We start from the raw sequence: 19,984 nt of genomic DNA, 5'->3' as shown, positions 1-19,984 counted from the left end.
TAGTGGACATCAAATATTTCTCATATTTAATTAAAAATATATTCGAAAAACTAACTTAAATTTGGCCTTAATTTGCTTTCATGACTGTTTAAAGCACACATTAAGCCCAAATCACCATAATGGCCGCAATCACCACAAGGGCTAATCCCCAATGATCGGTTCTTGCGAGTTTTTCCTTAAAGAAATAGGCAGAGATTAAGAGGCTAAATAATATTTCGATTTGACCTAGGGTTTTGACAATCGCAACCGTTTGCATACTCATAGCAGTAAACCAGCCCAAGGATGCTAGAAAGCTACAGACACTAACGCGAAAGGTCAGACCGACTCTATCCCACATGGCAATGAGCGTTTTGCGGCTAAATAGACTGAGGTACAGCAGCATAATCACACATTGAAAGCCAATTACACTCAACAATACCCACGCCGCACGATGCAAAGTCGGTAAATCACTTAGCTCTAAACTGGCTTCACGAACCAATAAAGAGGTAATAGCAAAACTTAATCCACTCCCTACACCGATGCATAAAGTTGGCAAAGATAACTTTTGTCGTTGAGAACCTTTGCTTAAAAGAAAAACGGCTATGCCACCAACCAAAACACCAATCCAACCAAATAAACTTAAATGTTCACTTAAGAAAATCACCCCCACTATGGCCGCAAAGATGGCTTCACTTTTCGCTAAACCGACGCCGATGGCATAATTCTTTTGCTTAAAAAGCAAGACCATTAAAATCGTCGCTAAAATTTGACTTAGTCCTGCAATCACCACATAGATCCAAAACATAGGTGTAAATGTGGTCACCTGAGTCACAGGCTGTTGTTGGTACAGCACAAATAAATAAATGCAGGCAAATGGGAGCCCAAAAATAAACCGTGCAAGGGTGACACCATACACATCAACAGTGGTACTGAGTTGTTTTTGAAATGCATTGCGCCATGACTGCATAAAAGCAGCCATTAAAGTGAACAAGATCCAAACTGGAAACATAAGAAAGGTGGTTTAACGGTGGATGCCTCATCAATTTACGCTTTTATTGAATTGAATGCGACCCAACAGGGCTAGATTATTCATTGAACTTGGTTATAGATTCGTTGAAAAAAATTTATTTAAAAACCTGATATTAAGAATATAGTATTTATCAAAATTTAAGTTTTTATAAAAAAATGCAAAGGCATATCACCTTTGCGTTTTGCTCTTTACCAATATTTAGTTGGTAACTTACAGTAAGTTAGCTTTCAAGTAGTACAGCACCAAATTGCTCACGTAGATCTTTTTTCAGCATTTTACCTGTTCCGCTCAAAGGAATAGCATCCACGAAAATTACTTTATCTGGCACCTGCCATTTAGCGACTTTATCTGCATAATAATCCAAAATTTCTGTATCAGATAAATCGACATCTGGCTTTTTAATTGCAATCAATACAGGACGCTCATCCCATTTTGGATGGGTTGCTGCAATCACTGCCGCCATTGCAATTTTAGGATGTCCCATAGCTAAATTTTCTAACTCAACAGAAGAAATCCATTCACCGCCAGATTTGATCAAATCTTTTGAACGGTCACTAATTTTTAAGAAACCATCCTCATTCAGGGTTGCAATATCCCCTGTATCAAACCAACCATCTGAGGTTAATGGAGACTCTGTTTTGCCAAAGTAATTGCCAATAATCCAATGCCCTTGGATCTGTAAATTACCCGTCGTTTCGCCATCACGTGCAACTTCGTGTGTACCGTTTTCTTCATCGGTAATACGTAAATCGACCCCAAATGGTGGACGACCTTGTGATAATCGTACTTGTAATTGTTCTTCTTCAGATAATAACAAATGTTTGGCTTTAAACTGGTTTGAAGAACCTAATGGACTGGTTTCGGTCATTCCCCAAGCATGAATCGTTTCACAGTTAAATTGTTCTTTAAACACTTTTAACATCGCAGGAGGACAAGCAGATCCACCCACCACATTACGCACTAAACTTTGGAGCTGACTACCCGCTTGTTGCGCAGCATTAATTAAACCCTGCCAAATCGTTGGAACACCCAATGCAACGGATACTTTATAGTCATCAATCATTTGCGTCAGGCTTGCTCCATCTAAACCTGGGCCTGGCAGCACTAAAGTACATCCCACCATTGCCGCAGCATATGGCGTACCCCATGCATTGACATGGAACATCGGCACAACAGGCATCATAATATCCCGCGCTGAGATATTTAATGAATCCGGCATACAAATCGCATAACTGTGTAAGACTGTTGAACGATGGCTATACAACACACCTTTCGGATTGCCTGTGGTACCAGAGGTATAACATAAAGAACTAGCCGATAATTCATCTAATTCTGGCCATGTATAGTCTGCAGATTGTCCCGCAATAAGTTCATCATAAAATTTAACATCTGGCACCGCTTCGACAATTGCTGCATCTGGTGCATCTAAACAAATAAAATGTTCAACAGATTTTAATAGTGGTTTTACTGCTTTGATTAACGGCAAAAAGGTTTTATCAAATAACATCACGCGGTCTGCGGCATCATTGATGATAAAAATTAATTGTTCTGGAAATAAACGCGGATTAATAGTGTGACAGACATAACCACTACCTGAAATAGCGTACCAAGACTCTAAGTGACGATGGTTATTCCAAGCGATGGTCGCAACACGATCCCCTAAATTTAAACCGAGTGATGCAAGAACATTGGCAAATCGTTTTGAATTTTTATGGACTTCACCCCAAGTGGTTTTCGTAATCGTCGTGTCTGTATTTTTTGAAATGACTAAACTATCCGCATGATAGCGACCCGCATGTTCAATCATGCTACTAATCAAAAGCGGTTTAAACATCATATTACCAAGCATTCTTTGCTCCCACATTCATCCATATTGAGTTGTTGTTTTTCCGCACTGTCCTGCAGATTTTTTAAAACTTTGCACCATGTCAAAAGTGATTATTCTTTATCGACAAGGTTAAAGCAGTAGATATGAAACGCATATCCAAAACTGATTCTTATGTTTTAACCTTAATTGATTTTAGAATCCACTGTTTTATTGCTCAAAATATGAATGCTTTAGTGGTATAAAATGCAAAAATTAAAGCTTTAGACCTATTCAAAATATAGTCTTATTTAGTTATAACATTGCTGCTTTAAAAATGTCGTTTTCAGTTATCAAATAATCGACTGAGTCAATTGGCATAAAAAAACCCAGTCTAGATACACTGGGTTCATTCATTGCATTAGCCGTTGCAGTTAAGTTGAAAAAGTTACAGTACTTCAAACTCAATACGACGGTTTTTCTTACGGCCTTCAGGCGTAGCATTGTCTGCTACAGGCTTATTTGAGCCCATCCCTTCAGTACTTAAGTTCGCCGCTGCAATATTTTTTGAAATCAGGTAGTTTTTAACTGCATTAGCACGATCTTGGCTTAAACTTAAGTTTTTCTCAGGATTCCCCGAGCTGTCTGTGTGACCAATAATTCGTACTTTTTTCCCACCGACGCGATTCAGTGCGACAACCATTTCATCTAAGATCTGTACCCCAGATGGCGCTAAAATAGCACTTCCCGATTCAAATTCGATAATACGATTACGTAAAGCCGCATCAATAATAGCCTGTTCAGCCTGATTGACAGAAAGCTGTGCATTGAAACGAAAAGGTGCTGTGACCAAAGACTGAAACTTGGTGGTCGTTGGTTGGATATCATTTTGATTTGACATCTTGCCACTTAAATCGACTTGCGTTCCGCGTACAGAGAGTTTCCCCTGTTTTACTTTTTTTAAGTCATCATTAATCATTTGGCTTACGCTATTGCCCCAACCATTGGGTGCTGTAACCGCTCGAACCTGAATTTTATCAACCACATTTGCCTGACCATAGGTCAAATAGGCTTTATTTAATATTTCTTGCTTGGTTGCTTCATTCGGTACAGCACCTTCAATCACAATAGGCTCTGCCCAAAGCAAAGTCGAACAACCTAAAATGTACACACTCGCAAGAAATTTGGGCAACATTGGTAAGATTCTTTGCATCATTATTCTTCTATAAAAGTCTGTCTAAAAAGTTTAATGCCATGAATAAGGCTGATCTGGCGCTCACTCAAAGACTGTTCCAAAACGGCTAAGCCTGCATTTTGTTCAAGATAAGGATCAATCCAACTAGCATCAATCAAGGAAACCCAATGATCACTTTGCATGTTTTGGGTAAATACATCACTCAGCGCTGTAATATCAGCGCCTTGAAAACCAAACAGTAAAACTGGCGAATCACTGTGTAGGATGCCAATGAGTAATTCAGCATCTTGGTTTTCGACAAAGCGACTAATTAAATTGACCCAAAAAGCCGCAATTTCATAACAGTAACTAATATTATTGATCGGTAAAATCAACACTTTATTCAACCGAGACGTGCCCTGATGAATAATCGGTTGTAGCAGCAAACCGAGACCAATCATGCTTTGCGCCAACTGATAAGGCGTAAAATTCAATAAACGTGCAAATGAATGCAACGTATGATGCTCATAAAAAGAAGAGGTTTCTTCTGTCCCGAACACTTGAATTTCGTTATTCAGTTTGCCTAATTTATCGAGCAAAATATCGGGATCGCGAATAGAACGCATCACTCGGTTACGCTGATATAAGTCAATTAAGGTTTGTTTATAACGATATGGTGCATACAAAATATTATCGAAAGGATCATCGATTTCTAGCAGATGAGCGAGCACCATTGGAAATTGACGCTTTGAACTGTCTTCACTACTAATCAAATTGGCAACCAAAAAACGCTTATCTTTTGGACTGGCAATAAAGAAATCTAATGAAGGCAGTGAGTTATACGCTGCATTAAAATTGTCTGAACGCATAGCGAACTCAAGCGCCTCCGTGATCCACTGATCGATTAACTGAATCAGTGAATATTGTTCACGGCTCTTTAAGAAGTCACCACGAGCTGGACATTTTCCATAATACAGCGGTGTCGTTCTCACTTCATACATCGTCACACTCCTTGTTCTTTTGCACGAATGCCACCGCTCTCATTTTTAAATTCATCATCATGGTGTTGCTGTTCCTTGTACAACACTCATCGGTGAAGTCACTGGCGCTACAGGCGCTTGTCCTGCAGGCATCGTTTGCGCTGCGACGACACGAACACCTTTATTCGTCACCACTTGATCAACAAGAGTCATACCTGAATAGCCTGAACCTGTAGTTGGGCCAGATGCGTTACCACTAATTAAACGGAAATTCACTTTAACAAACACTTTTGGATTTTGTTTGCTACGCCACACCATTTCAAATGAATTACCATTTTGTGTACGCTGAGCGCCTTCAACCAATCGGTTAATACCATATTCACCCGGCTCATCAAAAATGGTATGAGTTTGACCATCTAAGTCAATCGCGGTAATTCGTGCACCCGGAATTGCCCCTTTATTTGGCCAAACGAAGTTCACCCATTGCTGAACACCGTTTTCATACACCATACGCTGACCATCAATATCAATGGTATATGAAAGCAACTGTGTATTTTCTAATGGGAAGAACTGGAAGTTCGATTGATTGGTTGCCGCAGGTGCTGCTTGACTCAATTCCCCTGTAGCAACGCCATTACTTGGCGCAACATAGCGTTGGAAGTTCGCTACAAATTGTGGATTTAAACCAATGCCCAAATCTTTCCATGTTTTCGTGGTTAAGGTATAGCCTCGACGAATCACCAATGGATCTAAATATTCTTTTACAAAGCGAGCGATACTTCCGTTTTCACCAAAAATTTGGCTAATTTCATTACTGGTCGCTTGTAAAGTAGCATTGCTATTAAATGGATATTTAGGTGCAAGATTGGTTGTAAATGGTTGATACGCTTGCATTGCCCATAACTTATTAATTTCGTTTTGAGCTGGGATCAGTAATACTTCAAATGACTGGGTCACCGGCTGCATAAAGAGCTTTTGAATCAACTGCTGGTCTAATTCATTCAGACCCACAGACATTTTTTCATCCACAAATTTTTGCGTGCTATTAAAGACAGAGCTTTGATCATTGATGGTTTGTTTCACCAATGTCATGCTTGCAGGCCCCATATCACCACCACTCTTTAAGTCATTGAACTTACTACGTACTTGACTCAAAGACAGCATGTATTCATCTAAAATAGATTTGTTTTGCTGATCATCGCGCTTACGAACCAATTGATAGAACACATCAAACTCTTTTGCAATAACACCTTGACCGGCTTTAGAAGCCACTTGCTGTGCCTGCTGCGCATCATCACGGCTGAGAACTTTACGTTTAAACCACGCAATAAAGCCTTTCTGAGGTGCTGCCAGTTCTGCTTGAACAATTGGATTATCCCAGCTGGTTTCTTTCGCAATACGGTCAACCACTTTACGAATTGGCGAATTTTCAGGTTCACCTAAAATATCAATGAAACGTGACTGCTGAGCGACATCTGCGCCTTTGCCATAATGCACAGCATTTAAGAATTTACGCCATTCAGCGATATATTCCTGCTTATATAGTTCGGTTAACTGTTTACTGATTTGATCTGGACTACCACTAAACGTCAGGTCATCCGATCGATTGGTATTGAGTACCCAGTCTTGGGTATCTGTCGGATTATTCGCAGCTTGGTTAATCGCATCTTTTACATAATCATTCCATGCTTGGTAAGTAAAAATACCCGGCAAGGCATAACTACCTAACATGCTGTTTTGGCTTGTTTCACCTAATATTTGCTTCACTGTCACCGCAGGGAAACGTACCGAACCACGCATTTTAATTTCATTATAAACGCGGTCACGTGCAGGAATACCCATAGTAACAGCCGTTAATAATTGACGTGTTTGATCTACCAATAAAGGATCAGATTCCATTTGTGGGAACGCAGGATCAGCAGCTAAAGTCATCGCATAAGATAAAACTTGTTCGGCTTTTTGAATCATTTCCCCGCGTGGCATTTGACCACGATTTGAATCTAACCATGAACGCCAGAAACGAGTAACTTGGTCACTCAAATGGCTCGATTCCATATATTTATGATTGCTCATCATCAAATAAGCCTTCAGTGCATTATATGCATCCTGAGGGTTAGTATCTGATGGTTCTAAATAGGGCTGATTTGATTTCACAGCTTGAGTGATTTGCACATTGACGTGATTTTCTTTCAACGTCGCTTCATTGGCTTTGACACGTTGTAAGTACTGCGCCATATTTTGCTGAGATGGTGCTAATACAATTTGTTGAATTCCACGTAAATACTCAACTTTGAGTTTTTCACGGATTTTATTCCCTTGGTATAAACCAAAACTATATTTCAATGGACGATCTTCATCAAAATGATCGAGCTGCTGTAAATGTCCTTGTAATATCAGCAATGCATCCAATTGAGTCGAAAGCTCACTTCCGCTACGGCTTTCCATTTGCACAACTTTGTCTAAGTCAGCTTGAACTTCCGCCACGAGTTGTTGGTTATTACGATACGACCAAACCCATAACCCAAGCACCACAGCAACCAATAACAATGCAGCAATAAATGCCATAAAGCGCTGACGTTTACGTGCAGGATTGATATGTTGTTTAACTAGATTTTTATCTTTTAAAATGACGGTTGAAAAGAGTCCTTTTAAGAAATAACCATGGTCTTGCGAAACAGAATTCGTAGGAATGCCAAACTCACTATCCGTACTTTTCACCAAATGAAAATCTTCAGCGATTTGCTCGGTCATTGGACTTTCAATCACACCTTCTTGCAATGCACTGGTGAAATAGAACCCACGGAATACCGGTTTAAACTGATAAGGGTTGTCTTGAAACAACGTACCAATAAAAGTTTTTAACACTGGCTTTAAACTTTTAAACTCAAGTGGAAATGTCATTACACTTGGAGAAATATTTTGCGAATGACGACGACTTAAGTGCGTAGTACTGACGCTCTTCAAACCATCGTATAAAATTGAATAATGCTTTTCGAACATCTCAACGGCATGCTCAGATGAGTCTGGATCATAAGGCAGTGTTGCACCCCAAACTTGATCAAATTCATCCTTATCATAACAATCAAAAAATTCAGTAAAGCCGGCAATCAAATCCATTTTTGAAAAAACGATATACACTGGCGCAAAAATTTCTAAACGTTCAGTCAAATCCTGTATACGTGCGCGTAAGTTTTTGGCTAATTTGATTGATTTTTCAGGGCTTTGACTGACAAGCTCAGCCACAGAAACAATCACGATTAAACCGTTAATTGGTGCTTTAGAACGGTTTTTTTTGAGAATATTTAAGAAACCTAACCATTCTGAATGGTCTTCGGCATAAACAGAATATCGACCTGCGGTATCGAGTAAGACACCATCTGTAGAGAAAAACCAATCGCAGTTACGAGTACCACTTAGACCTGCCGACACCATTTTCTGATGAGTTTCTTCAAATGGAAATCTAAGACCAGAATTATAAATCGCTGAACTTTTACCCGCTGCTGGGTTACCAATCACCATGTACCAAGGTAATTCATATAGGGCTGCATTACCCTTTTTGTCGCCGAGTTTTGATTTACGGATAAGTTGAATCGAGTCTTTCATTTGCTGATTGATCAGCGCAAGTTCTTCTTTATTCTTTTGTTTGCCGTATTCAGCTTCATTATCTTTGGCAATCGCCTCAGCCAGCTCTTCGCCTTGCTGTTTATGACGATAATGCTGCACTAATTCATAAATACCCCACAGAATTAATCCGAGAATATAAACAGCAACCACAATGTAAAAAGTCTTTTGCGGAATCGAATTATGCATGGCAACAATAGCCACAAAAAATGACAAAGCCACCATCGCTTTAGGATTGGTGACGTACTGCCAAACATAACCGAGGATCGTATAAAATAGTGTGTTCACAATGTTCTCAATTTCGTCTTAATTCTAATTAAACAGTTTCTTGTTCAAGTTCATCTTCTACTGAAAATGCTTGAATAAAAGCAAATGTCGATTCTTGGTCTGTGCTATAAATCATGGCAGTTAACTCTTCTGGCAAGTGCATACCCAACATGAATCCAAAAATTTTTGCCAATTGCTGGGTATTTCCAAGATTCTGTTTTGTATATAAAAAATGATAGGTTTCAATCGCGGTTTCATTAAATTTATGCTGTAATTTTTTCACCACTTTTATATCTGTTGCATCATCTAACATCAATAAAAAGGGTTGTTCTTGATCATACTGATCTAAATTATTCAGTGCTTGAAGCTCTAAATGACGTTTCAACTCAGGCTCATGTGCCACCACTTGTAGCACTTTATTTGGAATTAAGCCTCGAACTTGAACGTCTGAAGCAGCCAAACACCAACTCGATGTAAACTCTGCAGCAATGTATTTTTCTTGTAGCCACATCTTTTCATCAATCCATTCTTGATCGATTTCAGAGTCAGCATTGAGAATCAAACTGACTTCAGACTTTTGTTTTGAAATCATTTCTAAAATGCTTAACCATTCTGAATAAGCGACTTGAGTGCCGATAAAATGTGGCTCGATATGAATTTGTTCAGGAATGATCGAAAACCCGTCGGAAAGATACTGCTGAATAATCTGAGCATAATCATCACTCCATTGATGAATCAAATTATCAGCAAGCAAAATATGGACATTTAAACGGTTTAGACGTGAAACTTGCTGTGCAGTGTTCGCCAAATGTTCTGGATGTTCATCTTGCGTATAATCTGGGTCCACCCAACCCGGATGCATACGGTACTGATATGCCAATTCACTATCATAAAAGAGTGCAGATTGCTTCAGATGCTCAGCGATTAAAAATAGACTTTCTACGTGTTGCTCTAGTTGTTGCTGAATAAGTGACTGGATTCGTTTTTCACGCATGGTGATGGCACTAAATTCATCATCTGCTTCTTCACTAGTAAGTTCATCTAAATCTTTGATTCGAAATGAAAGAACAGGCAAACCGTATGCATTGAATAATTTATCATCAAGTTCAGGACTTTTGAATTGTTGAATATCTTGGATAATTTGTTCATTTTCACCAAAACTATGCCAAGCCGCTGAAGAATAAACATTTAAACGAAATTGCTGTACATCGACAGGCTTCGGTTTTGCTTGTTCAATGGCCTCAAGTTGTTGTTGCTCAGCTTGTTCCTCGGCACGTTTTTCAGCTTCAAGCTTTTTTTCTTTTTGATGTTGAATGCTCTTATAAATCAAATAAGGCGACAAAATAATCGCACATAATGCGACAGGAAGAAGTAGAAAATAGGTGACCAGATCCAAAGCCGTCGGGTCATAGCCTGTATCTCGCCAGTAAAAAATCACGAAAGCAGTACACAAAACAAAAAGCGTACTAAAGGTTCCAATTATTAATTTCAGCATTATTATAAATTCCCCATTAAGGCATAACAGGTTTCTGTATTATCGACCTGTTTATTCGGCTGTAAAAATGCTCCCTGAGCTAAACCAATTCCGCTCAAAGAATTTAAACACACCGGTTTTATTTCTTCTTTTTGTAAAATTAAGCGCACATCCACCATTAATGTTGGACTGCACCAAGTTTGAATCATTTGTTTTAATTTTAGGCTGCGTGCCTGATTCGGTAAAAATGTTAAATAATCTTCATGATTTAAAGGTCCAATCACGATTTCAATTTTTTCGTCAATCTGTTGAATCTTCTCACCACAAAAAGTATTCAGCCCCAATAAGCTCGGCTGAGATCCACCTAAACATGTTCTCTGATCTTCTTCAAATACAAAAGTTTCAGGGATAAATTCTCGAATATCAAATTTCTGCTTAAAGATACAATTCAGCATGGTTTTTAATGCATAAGCTGTATTGTTTTGCCCCTGCATTAAACCTGAGAATTCAGCAAAATAATCATCTAAATCTGGCTGATCATGCTGGCTACGGATATAACCATTTAATGCATGTAAAATATCAAGATAGTGATTATCCTGCTCGATTTCATAACGAATAGGTAAATGATAATTTAAACTGGCATCAACATAATGTGCTGTTAATTTATGATTAAACAGCCCTAAAAACTTTTGTGTTTCGTGTCGCTGATGTCGCCCGCTGAGCTTAATCTTATTGGTATAGCTATAAGGTAATGCACCTTGAATACCCGTTAAACCCACCATTAAATTTGTCAGTTCAACTTTCTCATCGTTGAACTCTAAACTTTCAATTTCAGTGTTCGGGAAGTTCAAATTAAGTGAACTATTAAACTCAAAGTCATTAGCCCAATGGACTTGAGCTGCTCCATAAGGTGCATGTCTTAACAAACGAGTAGCTTGAACAAACTCGTAGGCTTTCGGTTCTTGGAAAAGTCCGTCAATTACAGAGCTTTCTTGCCACCAACGTTCTGCACGCATTGGTATAACTCCTGTTGACTATTTGCATCAAAAACCGAGACATCGACAAAGCTGTTCATATTGACTTTTAAATTAAAGATATGGGCTAGCAATTGACTAAATATATACAGGCTATGCCCTCTAAATATATCCGCATCGATATCGAGCTGTACTTTTAAACCTCTGACAAATAATGGAAACGGTTTACTATCTACAAGTTTCTGTGTGGTAGAAAACTGAATATTTTTTATGGAGTCGATAATAATTTGGTTTTCTTTCGATTTAGGTAAATTATACAATTCCAAAAGTTCTTTAATATGAGAGACCGTATCGCCTTTCATTAAAGACATATTATTCAAAGATAAATGTGAAATGACCCGCCACTGTTCTTGTTTATTTTGCTCAAAATAATACGGTAACGACGGTCGTTTGAGCATCAGGGCACGACGGGCCAAATTACTATCATTCAGAGTTAATGCATTTTGATCTTTATTATAACTTTCGTAAGGTAACTCACGATTACTACATAGTAGTTCAGTACTAATAAAATCGGACTGAGTGCTATGTGGGTCTAAAGCACGAGATATGATTGAATAGTTTAATTCCTGATGTTTATTCTTCATCTGCTGCGGATTTAAACTATAAAAAAACTGGACTTTATCCTGATGATAATGACTCATTGCAAAAAAAGGCAGTACCGGATAATACACTTCATCTTGGTTACTTTTTTCACGCACCATATTCATTTTTAAAATGCTATAGGCTTGAAAATATTCAGGATGGTGTGCATCTGTCACCAATGGATATTCCATTCGCTTATGATTAATCTTTTGCGGCTCTGCTTGTTTATTGAAAAGATTAACAATTGGTGTAGCAAACAATTTAAAATTTGCAGCATTTAATTCAGAATAATTTCGAATCGCTGCTTGATCATTTAAATTGAGTTTAAAGTGCATTTGAACATCAAATTCACTATGTTCTAAACTTAAAAACTTAATGAAATCTAGATTTAGATTTAAAAAATTGAATTTTTCAGGAACACAAAAATATTCCATCAGTAAACGATATGCATGATGCGTATGTTGATCGATAGGTAGAACACTTTGAACTTCTTCAAAGCCCATAATTTCAAATGGATTGGCAATATCAAAAATGTGCTGCCCTACACGAATCGAAAAACTTGTAGTGGATTTAAAAATACTATCCAAAACCTGCAAAGGAAAATTAGAAATAGCGTCTAAAAAGATCGGCAAAGTTTCATTTTTGAGTAAAGCGTGCTTATTCGAAAAAATTTCAAATCCTAAGCTCAATGTGGCATTTTGATTTAAATGCATATGTGCCGATGGATGAGTTTTGAAATTGAGCTGTTTTAATTGAATCGGTAATAATGTGACTTCTTGTACCGTCTGATATTCACATTGAACACCGCGCGTACTTTTGGCTTTTAGACTGGTCGCCTTTGGAATAACGTGTCGATCTGTTAATTGCTTAATTTTATTTATATCTTCGAAGCTCACCACAGAACATGCAGGAAATGGTTTTAAATATTGAGGAAACATCACCTCAAAAATTGATCGGGTAAAAACGTCATAACTATCTGCAAGTTTTTTATCAATCCGTGCAGAAATTAAAGAAAAGGCTTGAATTAAACGCTCAATATGCGGGTCATCTATTTGTTCTTGGTTTAAAGACAAACGCTGGGCGATTTTGGGGTATTTACTGGCAAACTCACGGGACTGTTGTCCAAATTCCTGTAGTTGTTTTTCGTAATACGGTAACAGCTCTTCAATCACAGATAACCCACTTCATTAAGCTCTTGGAGAAATAACATATTGTTGTGTTGTTGGTTTTAATAAGGCATCAAAAATAACTGGTTCGTATAAAGGATGAATATTTAAATATGCCTGAATACTTAAACATAGTGCCCCCATATTATGACCATCCATGAGCATTTCGACTCGAATCTGTTTTAAACGCGGTTCATGTGCAGCAATCGATTGCTCAATTGACTGGCAAATTTTGTCGCGATCCGATGGATTTGCTGTCGATAAGCCCACAAAATCGATAATGCCAAATTGCAAAATAGATTTTTTTGCTAATGGAAAGTCATCAATTAGTTCATCTAATTTTGCCACACGACTATTGAGGAGATCCTCTAAATCGGAAGCAACAGATTCACGAAGTTCTTGCAAAGACAGACCTTGAGTTTGCTGAGCATCTGCTGGTAATAAGCGGTCAAATAAAGTCGTTCTAAAACCATAAGGATAAAGCTGATCGAGATTCATATCTTCTTATAAATATTTAAAAAAATGAAAATAGAGGCTACCCAAGTTAGCCTCTATCTGAATCCATCTATTACGCTGCGTATGAAGCAGTGTTGTTAGATAATGACCACTTCTTAGTAACAGCACCTTTCGCAGTACCGTTAATATCTTGTTGGTTATATGTCCACTCTACTGCAGCATATTTCAAACCAAATGATTCGTGTGGAACACCTTCATCGTTTACAGTTGGTGTCACGCTAGAAACCAACACATGTTTCAGTTTGATTTGAAGATATTTAATACGTTTGTCGCCATTCGCACGGTAGAAATCAATTTGAACTTCATCAAATGTATAACCTGCTGAACATGCTTCCCAAAGTTTAGGGCTTGTCGCGTCTAAATCTTTAACAAACACCATATCAGAATGTTCTACACGTTCTGCAGTATGACCACCCACACTTGAAGAAGTCGCAGATTTAGGTTGACGGATGTTATGCGTCCAAGAGTTTACTTCTAACCAACTCTTGTGCTCTGCATCACGAGATTCGCCGTCTACTTTGTACTTACCACGAAATTGAATGTATATATCTTTCATTGTTCTGAATACCTATTTATTTAAAGTTATTATAGTGTTGACCCAAATTAATTTGAGGACTGAGGTAACTCGGTCACAAGTCGTAATGAAACAGACAACTCATCCAACTGGAAATGTGGTCTTAAGAAAACCACAGATTTGTAGTGACCAGGCAAAGCTGGATTTTCTACAACTTTTACAGAAGCTTCACGCAATGGATACTGAGCTTTAGCTTCTTGAGATGCACCATCATCAAGTAATACATATTGCGATAACCACTCATTTAAGAAGGTCTCAACATTACCTGCTGATGCAAAACTACCTACTTTGTCACGCATCATTGCTTTTAAATAATGTGCAATACGTGAAACTGCCATGATGTATTGGATCTGGCTAGACAATGCAGAGTTTGCATTAGCTGTATCGCTGTCATATTTTTTAGGTTTTTGCGTCGATTGCGCACCGAAAAATGCTGCATAATCAGTATTTTTGCAATGAACTAACGGAATAAAACCAAGATCACTCAGCTCTTTTTCACGACGGTCGGTAATAGCAATTTCAGTTGGGCATTTAAAGACCACTTCACCATCATTGGTTTTGAACGTATGGACAGGCAAGCCTTCAACTAAACCACCACCTTCTACACCACGAATCGCAGCACACCAACCATGCATATCAAAAGCATTGGTTAAACGCGTACCAAAGGCATAAGCCGCGTTCATCCATAAATATTCATTATGGTTTTCACCTGAAACTTCTTCAACGAAGTTAAAGCCTTCAGTGGCAATACCTTCTTTTGGATCATATGGCAAACGACCCAATACACGTGGCATTGTCAATGCAACATATCGTGCATCATCACTTTCACGGAATGAACGCCATTGTACATATTCTGCTGTTTCAAAGATTTTAGATACATCACGCGGACGATCAATATCAGTAAAAGACTCTAGTCCCAACATATTCGGGCTAGCAGCCGAAATAAACGGTGCATGTGCAGCCGCAGCGACATGTGAAATTTGCTCAAGCAAATACATATCAGATGGAGTACGGTCAAACTCAAAGTCACCAATCAATGTTGCATAAGGCGCACCACCGAATGATCCATATTCTTCTTCATAGATTTTTTTGAACAACGTGCTTTGGTCAAAATCGGTCGCACCTTGGAAATCTTTAATCAATTCTTTTTTCGTCGTATTTAACATACGAATTTTTGTTAAAGAATTTGAAGGTGTTTCTTGGCAGAAATAATACAAACCACGCCATGTCGATTCAATTTTTTGAAATTCAGCATGGTGCATGATTTTACTTAACTGAGATGAAATCAACGCATCAATTTCAGCAATACGCTTATCAATTGATAAAGTCATATTGTCTGAAACGGTGATGGTACCTGCCATCACTTCTTTAGCAAGTTCACCAATCAAACTTTTTGCACGATCATGTTCTTGATCTGTACGCGCGATACGACTTTGTTCGACAATTGAATCTAAAAGTGAATATTCTTCGGTTGCTTCAACGTTTACAGCAGTTGCAGTATTATAATTACTCATTTTCTGCCTCCACGCTCAACTTACGAATTTGATCAGTGTTATGTAACACTTCATCCAATAAATCTTCTAAGCGTTCATTATTTGAAATTTTATTACGCAAGTCAGACAGACGCTCACGCGCGGCAACTAACTTTTGTAATGGATCAACCTGTTGTACAACTTGCTCTGGAGTGAAATCGGCCATGCTCTTAAATGTAAGATCTACCGACATTTTTCCACCGTCTTCAGTCAAGGTATTCTCAACTTGAAAATTAGCACGTGGCGCTAAAGACTCCATTACCTCATCAATATTATCTAAATCAACATTAATGAATTTCTTGTCTTTTAATTTAGTTTTCTCTACTTCAGATGCCGCAGAGAAATCACCTAACACCCCAACAACGAATGGTAATTCTTTAATTTCTTTACCGTCGCCAACTTCAACATCGTAAGTCAATTGAACACGAGGAGGACGAATTCGTTGAAGTTTTTTCTGTACACTTTCACGTTTTGCCATGAGTGCTTTTCCTTGTTATTTATTTTTTAATGTATCGAAAGGTGAACCACTGGCAGCAGGTTTTTTCGCTGTAGTCTGCGTTTTTGCTGTCGTGGTAGTTTTCTTTTTGCTTGCTGCTGTAGTCGTTTGTTTAGACTTGGTAGACGCTGTATTGGTTCGTTTTTTAGCTGGTGTTGTCTGTTTAGATTTCACATTGCTCGAAGATTCTGTACTTTTTTCACGAACATCTGCTGCAGCAGACGTAGATTTATCAATCGTCGGCTGAATATAACGAATATTATCCGACAACACTTTGGCAGGAGAATAGGTCTGTTCATCTAGAGTACGATTTTCATTACTCCGCATATGATTCAGCGCATTATAAGAAATAGCGATACCTGCTAAAAAAGTGACATCAGTAAGTTCAGGCGACTGATAGTTCTTTTCTCGCAGCAGATTGACCGCTTGCAATGCTTTTAAATTGTAACCATTAGCTTGATATTTTTTGGCAATATCTACAAAAATTTCATTTTTTAAGTTCTCATTTTTCTTATTTTTTTTGTCACATAACTGATTATAAAAACCAATAATCTCTGGATCTGTATCACCTACTGCCAGTGGATAATCCTTTAAACAGGATTTTTTCACAGATGCCGCTTTATCTTTTGCAAAAACGGTTTGTGTTAAACTAGCTGCTAAAATTATAGGTAATAAAACACTAAATTTATTCAAAATTGCCTCTGTATTTCTACGTGCTAAAACTTAATTTATGTGAATATGTGGAGAAATCACCACTTATTTTCCCGTGGGTTTTCTCTTCATTTATCAAAATTAAAAATATGCTGCAGATTTAACAAAAAATAAGCACATAGAGTCAATACAAAAATGTGCCAAATACTCCAAAGTTTGTCGACGATTTGTTTTTTTTTGTTTCATTTTATAAAAAAATCTTTTTCCTTTTTTTATTTAGTCTGTATTATATCGCCTAAAGCAAGACACTAAAAATATATAAGGTGTTGATTTTAAAGTTTTTATTTTTATAGCAAGAAAAAAGAGATCACAGTCAAACTTGTAAAATTTCGTACTGTGGATTCTAAATTTGATGAGTTATTTATGAATAATTTAAAAGTTTTAATTACTAAACTTTCACCTCACGCCCGCATTTCACTCGAAAAGTCAGCCAATACATGTATTTCACAGCAAAATTATGAAATCGAAATTGAACATTTTTTACTCGAATTATTAACCTATAACAATAAAAATGACCTTCAAATACTCTTAGAAAAATACAAAGTTTCTGCAGACGGTTTGGCAGATGACCTCAAAGAAAGTATCGCTCAACTTCCAAAAGGAAATACGCGCACCCCGATTTTTGCCCAATCCATTGTGCGCTTACTTGAACAAGCTTGGTTATTAGCATCTGCTGAACAAAATCCACAAATTCGTAGTGGTCATTTACTTGTTGCACTGCTTACCGCGCCAGATTTATACCAAATCGCAGCAAGAGCTTCTTCTCTATTCGATTTATTACCTATAGATACGATTAAACATAAATTTTTAGATCTTTGCCTAAAAAGCATTGAAAATGAAGATTTAGCAACAGCATCACTTGATGAAAAATCAGCAGTACAAACGAATGCAACTACGCCAGTTAAAACACCAGCTCTAGACCAATACACCATTAATCTTACTGAAAAAGCTAAAAATGGTGGCATTGATCCTGTGATTGGTCGTGAGTTTGAAATCCGCTTAATGCTCGATATTTTGATGCGTCGTCGTCAAAACAATCCGATTTTAACGGGTGAGCCTGGTGTTGGTAAAACGGCCGTTGTTGAAGGTCTTGCATTAAAAATTGCAACTAACCAAGTTCCAGATGCTTTAAAAAACGTCAGCATCCACACTTTAGATATGGGCTTGCTACAAGCGGGCGCCAGTGTTAAAGGTGAATTCGAAAATCGCTTAAAACAAGTTATTCATGAAGTTCAAGCCTCTGCACATCCAATCATTTTATTTATTGATGAAGCACACACGTTGATTGGTGCGGGTGGTCAAGCAGGTCAAAATGATGCAGCAAACCTGTTAAAACCGGCGCTTGCACGTGGTGAGTTAAGAACCATTGCCGCAACCACATGGGCTGAATATAAGCAGTATTTTGAAAAAGATGCCGCATTAAGCCGACGCTTCCAAGTAATTCAGGTTGAAGAACCGACTGAAGAAGTCGCAATCGATATGCTGCGTGCCATGATTCCCGTGATGGCAAAACATTTCAATTTACAAATTGACGATGAAGCTATCGTTACTGCAGTCCATGCATCACACCGTTATATCACTGGCCGTCAATTACCTGATAAAGCGATAAGTGTCTTAGATACGGCTTCTGCACGTGTAGCTTTAACGCAAAATGCACAACCTGTAAAATTGGATCAACTTCAAGCTCAATTACATAATTTGAAGCTTGAATTGGCGATTCTTGAAAATGAACATAAGAATATTCCTATTCACCACGAACGCATTGAAAGTGTAAAAACACAAATATCCGCGCTTGAACAAGAAATTCAGTCGACAGAAACGCAGTGGAAAAAAGAACTCGAAATCGTTCAACAGATTAAAACGCTTGAACAAGAGTCCGAGCAAAAACCAGAAAATATTGAAACTTTAAGCAATATTCGTAACCAACTGGCAACTTTACGAGGTCAAACGCCGCTGGTTTTTGAACGTGTAAATGCTCAAATTATTAATGAAATCATTTCAGACTGGACCGGCATCCCTGTTGGTAAAATGGTTAATGATGAAATTCAGCAAATTTTGAAGCTTGAAGCACAGTTAGAACAACGTGTGATGGGTCAAGATTATGCACTGCATCAACTGGTACAAGGCATTAAAACCTCCAAGGCAAAATTGGAAGATCCAAATAAACCTCAAGGCGTTTTCATGCTGGTTGGCCCAAGTGGTGTGGGTAAAACCGAAACTGCACTTGCGTTAGCAAACGAGTTATATGGTGGTGAGTCTCATTTAATCACCATTAACATGTCTGAATATCAAGAAGCACATACCGTGTCGTCTTTAAAAGGTGCTCCTCCAGGTTATGTCGGTTATGGCCAAGGTGGCGTACTGACAGAAGCAGTTCGCCGTAACCCATATAGTGTGGTTTTACTCGATGAGATTGAAAAAGCACACAGCGATGTTCAAGAGCTATTCTACCAAGTATTCGATAAAGGTACTTTGGAAGATGGTGAAGGTCGTGTCATTGACTTTAAAAATACAACGATCTTATTGACTTCAAATGCAGGCTCTAGTGCCATTATGCAGGCTTGTTTAAATCAGCCAGTAGAAGAATGGCCGTCAGCAGAAGAACTTCTAGATGTATTAAAACCAGCTTTATATAAACAATTTAAGCCGGCATTTTTAGGTCGTATGCGTATCGTGCCGTATTTCCCATTGCACGATGATCTGCTCGTACGCATTATTCAGCATAAATTAGGCAAAATCACCGCGCGTATTGAAAAACAATATGGTACGCAAACACGTTATACCGACGATTTAGTCGAATTATTATTAAGTCGCTGTACTGAGGTCGATAGTGGTGCGCGTAATGTCGACAACATTTTAAATGCGACGGTCTTACCTGCTTTAGCCACTGAATTGTTGATGGCGATGAGTGAACAAAAGATTCCATCAGTCATTGAAATCGATGTCAAAGACGATGAAATTATTTATGTTTTAGATCCTAAAAGTAAACCTGCGAAAAAACGCAGCAGCAAAAAGACTAAAACCTTAGAAGCATAAGTTAGGAA

The 19,984-nt window shown here is 38.1% G+C and carries 14 protein-coding genes; 1 reads left to right on the top strand and 13 read right to left on the bottom strand.

All coding sequences use genetic code 11. The annotated features are described in order from the left end of the window. Positions 1-100: 100 nt before the first annotated feature. The 13 genes from FTU17_RS07345 to FTU17_RS07285 form a co-directional block, all read right to left on the bottom strand. Positions 101-988: a DMT family transporter gene (locus FTU17_RS07345; protein ID WP_180022638.1), complete on the bottom strand. Its 888-nt coding sequence runs from the start codon at positions 986-988 to the stop codon at positions 101-103. Between the two features lie 241 nt (positions 989-1,229). Further along, on the bottom strand, positions 1,230-2,858 hold the full coding sequence (locus FTU17_RS07340; RefSeq protein ID WP_180022639.1) for a long-chain-fatty-acid--CoA ligase: 1,629 nt from the start codon (positions 2,856-2,858) through the stop codon (positions 1,230-1,232). 403 nt (positions 2,859-3,261) lie between these two features. Continuing rightward, a complete protein-coding gene (locus tag FTU17_RS07335; RefSeq protein ID WP_306669385.1) occupies positions 3,262-4,008 on the bottom strand; it encodes an OmpA family protein in 747 nt (248 codons plus the stop codon). A gap of 20 nt (positions 4,009-4,028) precedes the next feature. Then, complete coding sequence (gene tagF / locus FTU17_RS07330) at positions 4,029-4,988, bottom strand: type VI secretion system-associated protein TagF (protein ID WP_078190765.1); 960 nt, start codon at positions 4,986-4,988, stop codon at positions 4,029-4,031. 57 nt (positions 4,989-5,045) lie between these two features. Beyond that, positions 5,046-8,876 carry a type VI secretion system membrane subunit TssM gene (gene tssM, locus FTU17_RS07325; RefSeq protein WP_180135005.1) on the bottom strand — a complete coding sequence of 1,277 codons (3,831 nt, stop codon included), beginning with the start codon at positions 8,874-8,876 and terminating at the stop codon, positions 5,046-5,048. Between the two features lie 28 nt (positions 8,877-8,904). After that, positions 8,905-10,350, bottom strand: a complete 1,446-nt coding sequence (locus FTU17_RS07320; RefSeq protein ID WP_180135004.1) for a hypothetical protein — start codon at positions 10,348-10,350, stop codon at positions 8,905-8,907. Positions 10,351-10,352: 2 nt separating this feature from the next. Continuing rightward, positions 10,353-11,345: a type VI secretion system baseplate subunit TssG gene (gene tssG / locus FTU17_RS07315; protein ID WP_180005370.1), complete on the bottom strand. Its 993-nt coding sequence runs from the start codon at positions 11,343-11,345 to the stop codon at positions 10,353-10,355. After that, on the bottom strand, positions 11,309-13,117 hold the full coding sequence (gene tssF, locus FTU17_RS07310) for a type VI secretion system baseplate subunit TssF (protein WP_180135003.1): 1,809 nt from the start codon (positions 13,115-13,117) through the stop codon (positions 11,309-11,311). Before tssF ends, tssG begins: the two co-directional genes overlap by 37 nt. Positions 13,118-13,132: 15 nt before the next feature. After that, positions 13,133-13,609, bottom strand: a complete 477-nt coding sequence (tssE, locus tag FTU17_RS07305) for a type VI secretion system baseplate subunit TssE (RefSeq protein WP_078190770.1) — start codon at positions 13,607-13,609, stop codon at positions 13,133-13,135. 70 nt (positions 13,610-13,679) lie between these two features. Next, positions 13,680-14,183, bottom strand: a complete 504-nt coding sequence (locus tag FTU17_RS07300) for a type VI secretion system tube protein Hcp (RefSeq protein ID WP_078190771.1) — start codon at positions 14,181-14,183, stop codon at positions 13,680-13,682. Between the two features lie 47 nt (positions 14,184-14,230). Further along, positions 14,231-15,715, bottom strand: coding sequence for a type VI secretion system contractile sheath large subunit (gene tssC / locus FTU17_RS07295; RefSeq protein WP_111885474.1), 1,485 nt, complete (start codon positions 15,713-15,715; stop codon positions 14,231-14,233). Next, on the bottom strand, positions 15,708-16,211 hold the full coding sequence (gene tssB, locus FTU17_RS07290) for a type VI secretion system contractile sheath small subunit (RefSeq protein WP_078193364.1): 504 nt from the start codon (positions 16,209-16,211) through the stop codon (positions 15,708-15,710). The genes tssC and tssB overlap by 8 nt, the downstream gene beginning before the upstream one ends. A 15-nt stretch (positions 16,212-16,226) precedes the next feature. Further along, a complete protein-coding gene (locus tag FTU17_RS07285; RefSeq protein ID WP_180023731.1) occupies positions 16,227-16,838 on the bottom strand; it encodes a hypothetical protein in 612 nt (203 codons plus the stop codon). A gap of 465 nt (positions 16,839-17,303) precedes the next feature. On the opposite strand from FTU17_RS07285, the gene tssH reads away from it, so the two are divergent. After that, positions 17,304-19,976: a type VI secretion system ATPase TssH gene (tssH, locus tag FTU17_RS07280; protein ID WP_180135002.1), complete on the top strand. Its 2,673-nt coding sequence runs from the start codon at positions 17,304-17,306 to the stop codon at positions 19,974-19,976. The last annotated feature ends 8 nt before the right edge of the window (positions 19,977-19,984 follow it).

It is taken from the genome of Acinetobacter sp. YH12070 (assembly GCF_013419625.1).
GTDB classification, from domain to species: Bacteria; Pseudomonadota; Gammaproteobacteria; order Pseudomonadales; family Moraxellaceae; genus Acinetobacter; species Acinetobacter amyesii.
Note: the sequence above shows the minus strand (reverse complement) of the source record. Positions and strands in the feature narration are given on the sequence as shown.

What these genes read in the sequence shown, in the direction of transcription:
- FTU17_RS07345 (WP_180022638.1), bottom strand. Translation starts at nt 988, where the DNA reads ATGTTTCCAGTTTGGATCTTGTTCACTTTAATGGCTGCTTTTATGCAG.
- FTU17_RS07340 (WP_180022639.1), bottom strand. Translation starts at nt 2,858, where the DNA reads ATGCTTGGTAATATGATGTTTAAACCGCTTTTGATTAGTAGCATGATT.
- FTU17_RS07335 (WP_306669385.1), bottom strand. Translation starts at nt 4,008, where the DNA reads ATGTTGCCCAAATTTCTTGCGAGTGTGTACATTTTAGGTTGTTCGACT.
- tagF (WP_078190765.1), bottom strand. Translation starts at nt 4,988, where the DNA reads ATGTATGAAGTGAGAACGACACCGCTGTATTATGGAAAATGTCCAGCT.
- FTU17_RS07320 (WP_180135004.1), bottom strand. Translation starts at nt 10,350, where the DNA reads ATGCTGAAATTAATAATTGGAACCTTTAGTACGCTTTTTGTTTTGTGT.
- tssG (WP_180005370.1), bottom strand. Translation starts at nt 11,345, where the DNA reads ATGCGTGCAGAACGTTGGTGGCAAGAAAGCTCTGTAATTGACGGACTT.
- tssE (WP_078190770.1), bottom strand. Translation starts at nt 13,609, where the DNA reads ATGAATCTCGATCAGCTTTATCCTTATGGTTTTAGAACGACTTTATTT.
- FTU17_RS07300 (WP_078190771.1), bottom strand. Translation starts at nt 14,183, where the DNA reads ATGAAAGATATATACATTCAATTTCGTGGTAAGTACAAAGTAGACGGC.
- tssC (WP_111885474.1), bottom strand. Translation starts at nt 15,715, where the DNA reads ATGAGTAATTATAATACTGCAACTGCTGTAAACGTTGAAGCAACCGAA.
- tssB (WP_078193364.1), bottom strand. Translation starts at nt 16,211, where the DNA reads ATGGCAAAACGTGAAAGTGTACAGAAAAAACTTCAACGAATTCGTCCT.
- tssH (WP_180135002.1), top strand. Translation starts at nt 17,304, where the DNA reads ATGAATAATTTAAAAGTTTTAATTACTAAACTTTCACCTCACGCCCGC.